This window comes from Ruegeria marina (genome assembly GCF_900101475.1).
Classification (GTDB): Bacteria; Pseudomonadota; Alphaproteobacteria; order Rhodobacterales; family Rhodobacteraceae; genus Ruegeria_B; species Ruegeria_B marina.
In genome coordinates, this window is sequence record NZ_FMZV01000003.1 from 287208 (window position 1) to 299481 (window position 12274).

Annotated in this window: 13 protein-coding genes; 7 read left to right on the top strand and 6 right to left on the bottom strand. The window is 63.2% G+C overall.

Annotated features, from left to right (window positions below; translation table 11 throughout):
• The first annotated feature begins 481 nt into the window (after positions 1 to 481).
• Positions 482 to 1747 (top strand): lytic murein transglycosylase, encoded by a 1266-nt coding sequence (locus BLT75_RS06090; RefSeq protein WP_093028747.1) that lies wholly within the window; start codon positions 482 to 484, stop codon positions 1745 to 1747.
• A gap of 10 nt (positions 1748 to 1757) precedes the next feature.
• On the opposite strand, the gene BLT75_RS06095 is transcribed toward BLT75_RS06090, so the two are convergent.
• The 5 genes from BLT75_RS06095 to BLT75_RS06115 all read right to left on the bottom strand — a co-directional run bounded on the left by BLT75_RS06095 (position 1758) and on the right by BLT75_RS06115 (position 6132).
• On the bottom strand, positions 1758 to 3167 hold the full coding sequence (locus BLT75_RS06095; protein WP_218128846.1) for an adenylate/guanylate cyclase domain-containing protein: 1410 nt from the start codon (positions 3165 to 3167) through the stop codon (positions 1758 to 1760).
• A gap of 79 nt (positions 3168 to 3246) precedes the next feature.
• The gene (locus BLT75_RS06100; protein WP_093028751.1) at positions 3247 to 3732 is read right to left on the bottom strand and encodes a flavodoxin family protein; all 486 of its coding nucleotides are present in this window, start codon (positions 3730 to 3732) and stop codon (positions 3247 to 3249) included.
• 5 nt (positions 3733 to 3737) lie between these two features.
• Positions 3738 to 4208, bottom strand: a complete 471-nt coding sequence (gene rlmH / locus BLT75_RS06105; RefSeq protein WP_093028753.1) for a 23S rRNA (pseudouridine(1915)-N(3))-methyltransferase RlmH — start codon at positions 4206 to 4208, stop codon at positions 3738 to 3740.
• Positions 4209 to 4253: 45 nt separating this feature from the next.
• Complete coding sequence (gene rsfS / locus BLT75_RS06110) at positions 4254 to 4613, bottom strand: ribosome silencing factor (protein WP_093029081.1); 360 nt, start codon at positions 4611 to 4613, stop codon at positions 4254 to 4256.
• A gap of 166 nt (positions 4614 to 4779) precedes the next feature.
• Positions 4780 to 6132, bottom strand: a complete 1353-nt coding sequence (locus tag BLT75_RS06115) for a mechanosensitive ion channel family protein (protein ID WP_093028755.1) — start codon at positions 6130 to 6132, stop codon at positions 4780 to 4782.
• 88 nt (positions 6133 to 6220) lie between these two features.
• On the opposite strand from BLT75_RS06115, the gene BLT75_RS06120 reads away from it, so the two are divergent.
• The 6 genes from BLT75_RS06120 (at position 6221) to BLT75_RS06145 (ending at position 11332) form a co-directional block, all read left to right on the top strand.
• Entirely contained in the window at positions 6221 to 6319 is a 99-nt protein-coding gene (locus tag BLT75_RS06120) for an isopropylmalate isomerase (protein ID WP_093028757.1), read from the top strand.
• A 52-nt stretch (positions 6320 to 6371) separates the two neighbouring features.
• The gene (leuC, locus tag BLT75_RS06125; protein ID WP_093028759.1) at positions 6372 to 7775 is read left to right on the top strand and encodes a 3-isopropylmalate dehydratase large subunit; all 1404 of its coding nucleotides are present in this window, start codon (positions 6372 to 6374) and stop codon (positions 7773 to 7775) included.
• 37 nt (positions 7776 to 7812) lie between these two features.
• Positions 7813 to 8340, top strand: a complete 528-nt coding sequence (locus BLT75_RS06130) for an HdeD family acid-resistance protein (RefSeq protein WP_093028761.1) — start codon at positions 7813 to 7815, stop codon at positions 8338 to 8340.
• Positions 8341 to 8479: 139 nt separating this feature from the next.
• The gene (gene leuD / locus BLT75_RS06135) at positions 8480 to 9085 is read left to right on the top strand and encodes a 3-isopropylmalate dehydratase small subunit (protein ID WP_093028763.1); all 606 of its coding nucleotides are present in this window, start codon (positions 8480 to 8482) and stop codon (positions 9083 to 9085) included.
• 343 nt (positions 9086 to 9428) lie between these two features.
• A complete protein-coding gene (locus BLT75_RS06140) occupies positions 9429 to 10262 on the top strand; it encodes a hypothetical protein (RefSeq protein WP_093028765.1) in 834 nt (277 codons plus the stop codon).
• Positions 10259 to 11332 (top strand): endonuclease/exonuclease/phosphatase family protein, encoded by a 1074-nt coding sequence (locus tag BLT75_RS06145; RefSeq protein WP_093028767.1) that lies wholly within the window; start codon positions 10259 to 10261, stop codon positions 11330 to 11332. Before BLT75_RS06140 ends, BLT75_RS06145 begins: the two co-directional genes overlap by 4 nt.
• Here BLT75_RS06145 and BLT75_RS06150 read toward each other — a convergent pair.
• Complete coding sequence (locus tag BLT75_RS06150; protein ID WP_093028769.1) at positions 11282 to 12190, bottom strand: sugar nucleotide-binding protein; 909 nt, start codon at positions 12188 to 12190, stop codon at positions 11282 to 11284. The genes BLT75_RS06145 and BLT75_RS06150 overlap by 51 nt on opposite strands.
• Positions 12191 to 12274 lie beyond the last annotated feature (84 nt).

A 12274-nucleotide genomic window follows, 5' to 3' on the forward strand; every position in this document is an offset into this window, starting at 1 on the left:
CGGTTTTCGGGCAGGCGGATCTCTTGCGATAAACCGGCCTCCCTCGGTTGTCGCATCAGCGACGCGCGCCGTGTTCCTCCAGGCATGGCGCGCGTTTTCTTGCTCAACCCCCATCCAGCGCGCAGCTCCGTCGCTGCCGGGAAACACCTTGCCCGGCCCGTTTCTTCGATCTCGAAACCCTCGGTTTCCGGCCAGCCCAATTCACTGACGAGCGGCATATGGCGTCCCACTCCCGCTCGGCGCGCTCCGGTTCGCCACCGTAACCTTCACGGCCATGGCGCGGAGATCGACGGAGGGGCCCGTTTCGGCCTTGTCGTGATCGAGGACGCCACCCAGCCGCCCCGGGGTTCGCCGATGACGAGCCACAGGCGCGGGTGTTGCGCGACGCGCTAGCAGAGATCCGCGCGGGATTGGCCCGCCCCCTTTGTCGGACCCTGGATTGCCGCTAATCTGACACTCGGGCAGCAGGATAGGACAAGGCATGAAGAAACTCCCCCTCGCACTGGCGCTATGCCTCGGCGCTCCTGCATTGGCCGAAACCCCGTTGATGCTGGCGGTGGCCAACTCCGTCCGCCCGGTCGGCCGTCCCGTAACAACCATGCCTGCCACTGCCGGGATCGAAGAACGGTTCCAGCTCTGGCTGACCGGGTTCCGTACCCACGCTCTGGCGCAGGGCGTGTCCGAGATCACACTCGATGCCGCGCTGCCGGACCTCGGCTATGATGCCGAGGTGGTCCGCCGTGACCGCAACCAGGCCGAGTTTACCAAGACCATCTGGGACTACCTCGATACCGCCGTGTCCGCGGCCCGCATCGACGCAGGGAAAAAGGCGGTCGCCGGTCACGCCGCCCTGTTCGACCGGATCGACGCGCGCTGGGGTGTCGACCGCCAGGTGATCGCCGCCATCTGGGGGCTGGAGAGCGCCTATGGGCTGGTGCGCGGATCCGACAGCACCCTGCAATCGCTGGCCTCGCTCGCCTTCGACACCCGCCGGCCCGAGTTCTTCGGGGAACAGTTCCTGACCGCGCTGCAAATCCTTGACGCCGGCGAGGTGCGGCTGGCCGACATGCGCGGCAGCTGGGCCGGGGCGATGGGGCACACGCAGTTCATGCCCACCTCCTACCGCGATCATGCGGTCGATTTCGACGGCGACGGGCGGCGCAACATCTGGTCGGACGACCCGACCGACGCGCTCGCCTCGACCGCCGCCTATCTCAAGGCCAATGGTTGGGTCACCGGCCAGCCCTGGGGGGTCGAGGTGATATTGCCGCCAGGCTTCGACCTCACCACCGCCCGGCGCGAGCTGACGCGGATGCCATCGCAATGGGCGGCCTCGGGCGTGCTGGACGTGAACGGTAAACCGGTTCCCGATCACGGCCCCGCCTCGATCCTGCTGCCCGGCGGCGGCACTGGCCCGGCCTTCATGATTTTCGACAATTTCGCGGTGTTGGAGTCCTACAACACCGCCGATGCCTATGTGATCGGCGTCGGCCACCTGGCCGACCGCATCGCGGGCCGCGGACCGATCCGCGGCGCCTGGCCGCGCCAGGACCGGGCGCTGACCTTCGACGAACGGATCGAGTTGCAGGAACGGCTGACCGCCGCCGGGTTCGACACGCAAAAGATCGACGCCAAGATCGGCCCGCTCACCATCAACGCCGTGCGCGACTATCAACTGTCACAAGGGATCATGCCCGACGGCTATGCCTCCTTGCGTGTGCTCGACAGATTGCGACAGGCGCGATAACCCTCTGCCCCTATCGCTCTTCCAGCGCGCCCAGCGCCGCCCGCAGCGTCGCGGCGGCCTCTACCCGCGCGGCCTCGTCCATTCCGCCGGGATCCAGCCGCAGGCTGATCCCCGGCGTGTCCAAGGCAATCACCGGGGGCTGATGCGGCACGCCGGTCACCACCCGATAGGTCCGCACCGGATGCGCGATCCCTTTCATCGTGACCGTCTCGCCGGGTTCGGCGGCCACACGGTCGCTCACCAGCGCCCAGGTCTCGTGCGCCAACAGGATCTGCCCCGGCTCGGCCGCCGCCTGAAGCCGCGCGGTCAAGTTCACCTGCCGCCCGATGATGGTGTAATCCATCCGCTCGTCGCTGCCGAAATTGCCCACCGTGCAATAGCCGGTGTTGATCCCGATGCGGATGCGGAACGGATGCTCCAGCCCTTTCGCCTTCCAGCGTCGCTGCAACTCTCCCATGCGCTCCTGCATGGCACAGGCCATCTCGACGCACCGCAGCGCGTCCCCTTCCGGGCCCAGCGTGTCGGGATCCCCGAAATAAAGCACAATCGCATCGCCGATGAACTTGTCGAAATTCGCGCCATGCGCCTGGGCGATCTTCGACATTTCGGTCAGATACTCGTTCAGCAGCTCGGTCAACCCCTCCGATTCCATCCGCTCGGCGGTTTCCGTGAATCCCACGACATCGGAAAAGAACACCGTCAGCTTGCGGCGCCGCGACACCACGCGGCTTTCCTGTTTCCCGCTCAGAATGGCCTGGTACAGCTGCGGCGAGACATATTTGGCCAGATGCGCCGAGACCGCCTCCAATCGCCGCCGCGACTCGACAAGCTCGGCCTCGGACACTTCCTCCAGCCATTCGAACACCCCCAACAGCATGGCCAGCAAGCTGGAAAACATCACCGCGTTGATCGCGAAAAGGACCGCATCGAAGGTGGCGGATTGTGGCGCGACGGGTCCAACGGCATTGACATAAGCGCCACAGGCCGCAAGCGACACGATGAAGACAACGCACAACGCGGCCCGCAGGGGACGGCTGACAAAGGTCAGGATGGAGGTGATCAGGATCGTCAGCAGAGGGTAAAAGAAGAACCCGGGCGCAAGCCCAAGGTAGATCGTCGCAATAACTCCGTGCACCGGCACTTCGACGAACTGGCACAGATAGAACAATGGCCGGTGCAGGACGTTGTGGACCACCACCCACCAGGTCGCGCCCGCCCAAAGCGCGACGCTGAAGATGTTGAAGATCATCAATGGCCAGATTTCCAGGTACCAGAAGATGACCACAAAGGCGGCATGAACCATCACCGCGTTCGGAAACCCGACCCGCGCCAGAACATGGATACGGGCCAACCGGTCGTCCACATCCGCAGGTCGCTCCGTCGCCCAATTCCGGATAGCAGGCCAGACACCCGCCAGCATTGCCCGGTCTCCTTTCACCTTCGACAGAAGTGAAGGGTACCGTTGCCCGGCACAAGGCGGCAAGGAAAACGTACCGCTCTCAGAACATCCCCATCGCCAGCCCGGCGCCCAGCGCCTGCCCAAGATCACGGCAGGCATTCAGTTCTTCGGGCGGTATCGTCTTTGCCGCCAGAATAGCCTCCGGCGTCTGGGCATGGGTGCAGACGATCATCGGCGGCTGCACCTCTTTCAATCGCCAGCCGGTGGCGATTCGGGCCATCTGACGGGCGGCGTTCTGCCCGTCGGACCCGGCACAGATCATCAGCGCATAGGCGCGCCCCTCGATCCGGCCCAGCACCGGGTAATAGCAACGGTCAAAGAATTCCTTCATCGCGCCCGAGATCGCCGCGAGATTCTCTGGGCAGCAGAACACATAGCCGCCTGCGGTCAACAGATCGTCCGGCCCGGCCTGATCGGCCTTTAGCAACACCACCGGCCCCTCGCTCCGCGCGCCTTCGGCACAGGCTTCGGCCATCTGCCGACTGCCGCCGGTCCGGGAATGATAGACGATCAACAGACCCGCCATACGCGTCAGACCCGGTGATAGGGGCTGCCGGCAAGGATGGTGGCGGCCCGGTAGAGTTGCTCGGCCAGCATCACCCGCACCAGCATGTGCGGCCAGACCATCGCCCCGAAGGAGATCGAGAAATCCGCCTCGGCCCGCAGGTCGGGGTCGATGCCGTCCGCCCCGCCGATCACCAGCGCCAGATCCTGCCGCCCGGCGTCGCGCCAGCCGGCAAGACGTTCGGAGAATTCCGGCGAGGAGATCACCTTGCCCCGCTCGTCCAGCGTACACAGCAGCGAACCGCCAGGCAGCGCCTTGCGCAACAGTGCCGCCTCGGCCGCCATGCCGCCGCCCTTGCGGTCGTCAACCTCGACCATGCGCGCAGGCCCAAGGCCCAGCGCACGGCCTGTACGCTCGAACCGGGACAGGTAATCATCAATCAGGGTTTTCTCCGGTCCGGCGCGCAATCGGCCGACCGCACAAATGCTGACACGCATGTTGCCTTGCCTCTCCGGCCCCTCAACCGGGACCGGCGGACTGCTTCAGTTGGCCGATGCCCTGACGCCCTGCGGCATCCACATCTTTTCCAGCTGGTAGAATTCGCGAACCTCGGGACGGAAGATGTGAACGATCACGTCACCGGTATCGATCAGCACCCAGTCGCCGGCATCCTTGCCCTCGATCTTCGCGCTGAAGCCGAACTCGTCCTTGACGCGCTGAACCAGCTTTTCGGCCATGGCCGAAACCTGCCGGGTCGACCGCCCCGATGCGATCACCATGTAATCGCCCATCGAGGACTTGCCGCGCAGGTCGATCTGCACGACGTCTTCGGCCTTGTCATCATCGAGAGAAGAAAGAATACGCTCCAGCAACAACTCGCTGGTGGTGTCAGTCGAAGCCATCAGCGTGGCCCCTGACTGGACGGCCGGGGCCGCCACGGAATGAGGTAACAGGACATCGTCCTCCTATGCAGCGCGCCGACAGATCCCCCGGCGCTGGGGTGTGACAAATTTAGCAATCCCGGCGCGACAATTCAATGAACCATGGCCTCTTGGGCACAACCGAGGTTCACTCCGCCCGGATATGTTGCGAATCCGTCCCTGTTTCGGGCTGATCGCCCAGCAAGCGCACCTCGCGCTGAGGGAAGGGAATCGAGATCCCTTCAGCATTGAACGCATCCCAAAGCGCCAGGAACACGTTTCCCCGGATATTGGTCAGACCCGCCGTCGGATCGCTGATCCAGACGCGCAGCACATAGTCGACACTGCTGTCGCCAAAGCCCGTGATATGGCACACAGGGTCATGCCCCGGCCCGCTCAGCACCCGCTTGACCGATTTCGCCGCGCCGATCGCCACTGCGCGAACCACATGCGGGTCATCGGAATAGCTGGTGCCGAATGTCAGATCCAGCCGCACGAACTGGTCCGAATGGGACCAGTTCACCACCTGCCCGGTGATCAGGTCCTCGTTGGGGATCAGGTATTCACGCCCGTCGCGGGTGACCACCGAGACGTACCGCGCCCCCAGAGAATTGATCCAGCCGAATGTCTCGCCCAGCGAAATCACGTCGCCCGGTTTGATCGAGCGGTCCATCAGGATGATCACGCCCGAGATCAGGTTCGACACCACCTTTTGCAAACCAAAGCCGATACCCACACCGATCGCACCCGACAGGAACGCCAGCCCGGTCAGGTCGAACCCCAGGGTCCGGATCGCCACGATGAAGACCCAGCCGTAGAGCAGCACCTGTACCGCTTTTCCCAGCAGCACCTGCATGGACGGCGAGATGTCATCGTTGCGCTTCAGCGCATTCGACGCCCCTTGCGATGCCAGCCGCGCCAGCACGAACAGCGCCCCGATCAGCAGCGTTGCCTTGAGAATCCCCAGCACCGAGATATGCAATGCGCCGATCTCGATTGCGATTCCGTCGAGGAAAGAGGCGACCGTATCGGTCAGGTTCAACGCCACCACGGTGGCATAGATCCACATCGACCAGCGAAAGATGATGCGCAACGTACCGTTGCGCACCGCCCGCGCCACCAGCGCGATCACCAACAGGGCGGTCGCCAGCGTCGCTACCACCCCGATGATGTAGCTGCGCGAAGGCCAGGTGCTCTCCTGCATCACCAGATAGACGGCCCAGCTCAACACGACGAAATACAGAAGAGAGAGACGCCGCATAAGCAGCACCAGCGTACGCAGGCGCCATTTCGGCCAACCCTCGCGCGCCCGCGCCCAATCCTCCCAGTACCGGCGGGTGATGATCGACAAAACCATCGAAATGGCCACCAGCACCACGACGATCAGCATCTGGTATTGCCGCCAACCCGGTGTCGTGAACAGCCCAAGCAGTTTCTGGCCTGCTGTCAGGATCGCCGTCAGCAGCTCTTCCAGCGTGGCGGGCAGGATGTCGTTGTCCATTCGTTTTCTCCCGCCACCCAGCTTGACAGTGCCACCCCCGGTTTCGCAAGACCTTGCGAGACTCGGGGGACAGCTGTATCTGGACATCATGAAACCCTATGACGCCCCGAACATGAACCTTCAAGACCGCGCCCGCCTGCGCGAACGGTTCTTCGGCGCGACCCGGTCCGTGCTGGCCCGCCTATAAGGGGCCCAAGCCATGACCTCCGCCAAATTCCATTCAGAACGGGAGAGGACAGATGTCCCCCAAGACACTCTATGACAAGATCTGGGATGCGCATGTCGCGCACGAGGCAGAAGACGGCACCTGCCTGCTTTATATCGACCGTCACCTCGTACACGAGGTGACCAGCCCGCAGGCCTTCGAAGGTCTGCGCATGGCGGGCCGCAAGGTCCGCGCACCGGAAAAGACCATCGCGGTGCCGGATCACAACGTCCCCACCACCGAAGGCCGCGAAGATCCCGCGCAGATGACCGAGGAAAGCCGCATCCAGGTCCAGGCGCTCGACAAGAACGCGCGTGATTTCGGCATCCACTACTATCCGGTCTCCGACATCCGTCAGGGCATCGTGCATATCGTCGGCCCCGAACAGGGCTGGACCCTGCCGGGCATGACCGTGGTCTGCGGTGACAGCCATACCGCGACCCACGGCGCCTTCGGTGCATTGGCTCACGGCATCGGCACCTCCGAGGTCGAGCATGTTCTGGCCACCCAGACACTGATCCAGAAGAAATCGAAGAACATGAAGGTGGAGATCACCGGCAAGCTGAACCCGGGCGTCACCGCCAAGGACATCACGCTGGCCGTGATCGGCAAGACCGGCACCGCCGGCGGCACCGGCTATGTCATCGAATATTGTGGCGAGGCGATCCGCGATCTCTCGATGGAAGGCCGCATGACCGTCTGCAACATGGCGATCGAAGGCGGCGCCCGCGCCGGCCTGATCGCGCCGGACCAGAAGACCTTCGACTACGTCCAGGGCCGCCCGCACGCGCCCAAGGGCGCCCAGTGGGAAGCCGCGCTTGCCTGGTGGAAGACACTCTATTCCGACGACGACGCCCATTGGGACAAGGTGGTGACGATCAAGGGCGAGGATATCGCGCCGGTCGTGACCTGGGGCACCAGCCCCGAGGACGTGCTGCCGATCACCGCAACCGTGCCTGCGCCCGAAGACTTCAAGGGCGGCAAGGTCGAGGCGGCACGCCGCTCTCTCGACTACATGGGGCTGACCCCCGGCCAGAAGCTGTCGGATATCGAGATCGACACGGTATTCATCGGTTCCTGCACCAACGGCCGGATCGAAGACCTGCGCGCCGCGGCGGAAATCGTGAAAGGCAAGAAGATCAAGGTCAAGCGTGCGATGGTGGTGCCCGGCTCGGGCCTTGTTCGCGCCCAGGCCGAGGAAGAAGGTCTTGCCGACATCTTCAGAGAGGCCGGTTTCGAGTGGCGCCTGGCCGGATGCTCGATGTGCCTGGCGATGAACCCCGACCAGTTGCAGCCGGGCGAGCGCTGCGCCGCGACCTCGAACCGCAACTTCGAGGGCCGTCAGGGCCGGGGCGGCCGCACCCACCTGCTCAGTCCCGCCATGGCTGCCGCTGCGGCAATCACGGGAAAGCTGACAGATGTGCGCGAGTTGATGTAAACTTCTCTCATAACTTAGCTTTTTGAGGGATACTGAAATGAGTGACTGGCTGAAACTGATGCTGCTGGGCCTCTTGTCGGTCGTGTTCGGGGTTATCGTCCTCGGCGCGCCGGTGGTGGCATCGGTGGCGATTACCACCCTGACCGGGATCATGCTGCTGATCGGCGGTGGGCTTCAGGCTGTGGGCGGGTTCACCGTCGAAGGGGCCGGCAACAAGATCCTGTCGATCATCATGGGTATCATCATGGTGTTCCTCGGCTGGTCTTTCCTGTCGCACCCGCTGGAAGGCACGCTGACGCTGGCCACGGTGGTGATGATCCTGTTTGCCGCCGGCGGCATCGCCCGGATCATCCTGTCGTTCCAGATGCGCGGCACCGGCCTGTTCTGGCCGACACTCATTTCGGGCGTCCTGTCCCTGGGCCTTGCCGCCTATGTCATGGCGAATGCAGGGGTCGGGCTGGCGTTCAGCCTTCTGGGTATCCTCATGGGTATCGAGATGCTCTTCAACGGCTTCGGCCTGATCTTCGCCGCGCTCTTCCTGCGCAGCACGGCGAAACACGCGTAACCGGGTCACGGGACCGGAGACTATCCGTCCGCGCCTGTGACTCTTTGAAACTGGATCGGGCTGCGCAAACACGCAGACCCGATCCTCATCAGAGATATAGCGCCCGCATCAGACGCGGGCCCGAACCAGGAGCCTGGATATGGACAAGTTCGAAAAACTGCAGGGCATCGCCGCGCCGATGCCGCTTATCAACATCGACACCGACATGATCATCCCCAAGGTGTTTCTCAAGACCATCAAGCGGTCTGGCCTTGGGGTGAACCTGTTCGACGAGATGCGTTATGACGCCGACGGCAACGAAAACCCCTATTTCGTGCTGAACAAGCCCCAGTACCGCGATGCCGAGATCCTGGTCGCCGGTGACAATTTCGGCTGCGGCTCGTCGCGCGAACACGCCCCCTGGGCGATCAAGGACTTCGGGATCAAATGCGTGATCTCGACATCCTTCGCCGACATCTTCTTCAACAACTGTTTCAAGAACGGCATCCTGCCTATCGTGCTGCCCCAGGAACAGGTCGACATCCTTATGAAGGATGCAGAAAAAGGCCAGAACGCCCGGATGACCGTCGATCTGGAAGCGCAGGAGATCACTACGTCGGACGGTGAGGTCATCCCCTTCGAGGTGGATTCCTTCAAGAAACACTGCCTGCTCAACGGTCTCGACGATATCGGCCTGACGATGGAAAAGGCCGCCGCGATCGACGCGTTCGAAACCCGCGCCGCCCAGTCGCGCCCCTGGGTCTGAGCCCCCGCATCGCAAAAAAACGCTGCGCCGCGCCCACCCGGGCGCGGCATTTTCGTCCAAGGGACGGGCACACTTAATACGCGATTATGCATGAAGACTCGCACAACCACTAAATGTGGTTTTTTTCGCCAGCCTGACCGGAAAATTCACCCTTTCTGATGCAAGATGGCACCAGTTTCGCCATGATTTCGCCTCAATAGGCGGGTCTCGTGACTCGACAGCTTGAGTGAAAGGCCAAATCGCGGCACAAATGAGGCCAAAATGAGGCACCCGCGAAAGCGGGATCAAGTTGGAACAAAGGCGCGGCAACGAATCGGCCTGTCCAGTTTGAAGGGATCGGACAGTGATAGGACGCATCACGGGCGCAGCTCTGCGTGGAATACTGGTGGCGCTGGTCGTCGTCATTCCGTCGTTGTATCTGCCAAGCGGCGCGGCAACCTCGAGCGAGGTTGTCGTTCTTTTTGCGATCCTCGGTTTCGTGCTGACATTTTCGGAGTACAACGCAACTTTTCCCAGTTTTCTGGAGTTTCGCGACGCTCCACCCCTGAACCGGATGCGGTTCATTGCCCTGGTGACCATGATCACATCCCTTACGCTGATCACGAAGCACCGGTTTGAACCCACCAATGTCACGACATTGTTTTCGGGCCTGGGACTGTTGATCGCGCACTTGGTCGATTTCCCCTTTTCCCCGGTTCGCCTTGTTGTCCTGATGCTGCCGCAGGGCGCAGTTCCCGAAGTGATACAGAACGTCCGGATCGCGGCCGCAGTTACCTATGTCATTGCAATGATTACGGTCTTGTCCTTCTGGTTTGCTGTTCGCGTACGCGGCTGGCCCAGCGGGAACGGCGCATTCAACGTCTGGATCAACCTGCCTCTGTTCGATCCGACAACCGGTGGCGATGTGGTGGCGCGGATGCAGCGCGACGGGCGGGTCAACATGATCCTGGGGGTTTTGCTGCCCTTCATCATTCCCGCCATCGTCAAGATGGCCTCTGAACTGCTTGATCCGATCGGCCTGACCAACCCGCAGACCCTGATCTGGACAATGAGCGCCTGGGCTTTCCTTCCCGCGTCGATGATCATGCGCGGCCTCGCGATGATGCGCATCGCAGAAATGATCGAGGAAAAGCGCCGCCGCGCCTATTTGAACGCAAAGGCGATGCAGACGGCATGATCCGCATTCCGGCAATGCTGGTGGCTCTTCTGGCCACCTGTGCCGGCGCCGAACCGCTTCGCATCGCCAGTTTCAATGTCGAACTGGGCCGGGAGGGTCCGGGCCTGATGCTGCGCGACATCGAAGGCGGTCGCGACAAACAGGTTGACGCCGTCGTTGCCGTCATCGCCCGGATCAGGCCGGACATTCTCGCCTTGCAGGGAATGGATTGGGACCACGAGGCGCGCGCGCTGGCGGCGTTGTCGGACAGGCTGACCCAGGCAGGCTGGGACATGCCGCACAGCTTTGCCTTGCGCCCCAACAGCGGCATGGCCAGCGATCTCGACCTCGACGGTGACGGACGCATTGCCGGGCCGGGCGATTCACAGGGCTACGGCAGGTTCACAGGCCAGAACGGTATTGCTCTTCTGTCGCGCCACCGGTTTGTCACGGACGAGGCGCGCGATCTCTCGACACTTTTGTGGCGTGACCTGCCGGGCGCGGACCTGCCTTCCACCGAGGGCGTTCCGTTTCCGTCCGAGGCGGCGCAAGCAGCGCAGCGCCTGTCATCAACCGGACACTGGCTGATACCTGTCGAAACGCCAGCGGGGAGGGTCACATTGCTGACCTACCAGGCCGGACCGCCCGTGTTCGATGGCCCCGAGGATCGAAACGGCCTGCGCAATCGCGATGAAACCCGGTTCTGGCAAGTCCTGCTGGACGGCGGTCTGGGCACCGTACCTGATGGGCCTTTCGTGCTTGCAGGCGGCAGCAATCTCGATCCCTGGGACGGCGAGGGTTACAACCGGACCATGCGCGATCTGTTGGATGACCCGCGCCTGCGGGATCCGGCGCCCGTCAGCGCGGGTGCCGAAATGTCCGGTCCCCAAGGGCACCGGGGTCCGGATGGACAGGATACCGTCGATTGGCCAGGCGTGGGCCGATACCGGGTCGATTATGTCCTGCCCTCGTCCCATTGGCGGATCGAAGGCTCCGGTGTCCACTGGCCTGCACCTGGAGAGCCCGGCGCTCGGGAAGCGTCAGACGCCAGCCGTCACCGGCTGGTCTGGGTGGATATCGCGCTGCCTTAGCGTTGCCGGTATCGCCTGCGCGAGCGCCTGCGCCAGCGGCGTCTGGCGGAACCCCGGCAACATCCGGTCAAAGACCGCGCCGTCGAGCCGATGCGGCGTGTTCCACAGATACCGCATCTCCAGCAGGCACCGGGCCATCGGCCAGACCGGCCGCGCCAGATGCAACGGCAGCCAGTTCATCTGTTTCAGTGCCACCCGCCCCCCGGTGACTTCGCCCAGCGCCTGTGCCAGATCCCGTCCGGTCAGCGTGTATCCCGCAAATACCAGATCGCAGAATTGCGGCAGATCGGCCCGGCGTTCGGCCAGTTCGACGGTGGCGCGCGCCAGGTCGGGCAACCAGGCCCAGGCATGGGCAATGTCCGGGTTGCCGGGATAAGTGAACCTGCCCCGCGCCAGCGACTTGATCATGATCTCGTCGAACCAGTTGCCCGAGGCTTCGGTGTCCAGGAAATCGCCCGATCGCAGGATGATGGTGCGCACGCCCGAGGCGCGATAGGCCGCTTCCATGTCGATCCGGATCCGGCCCAGCGGGTTGGTCGCCCGGTGCGGTGACTCGGCCCCCCAGGGGCTGGGTGTATCGGGACCGAACACATAGACATTGCCCGAAACGATGACGGTGGCATCCGCAGCTTTTGCCGCCTCGATCACTTGCGCATGCAGCGCGGGCACCTGCCGCGCCCAGTCCGGATAGGGCGGGTTCCACGCGTTGACGATCACATCGGCTCTGCGCGCGGCTTCTCGCAGATCGTCGCGCTTCCGATCGAACGCGGTCACGGCCCATCCCGCGCGGCGAAAGGCAATCGCGGCGTTGCGGCCGAACCGGCCCGAAGCGCCTAGGATCAGAACTGTCTGGGTCATGGTTGGTCTCCTGTCTTGTACATCTTCGTACAAAACGGACATACCTATTCACCACATAGGTATAAATTGCACAAATTCGTATTT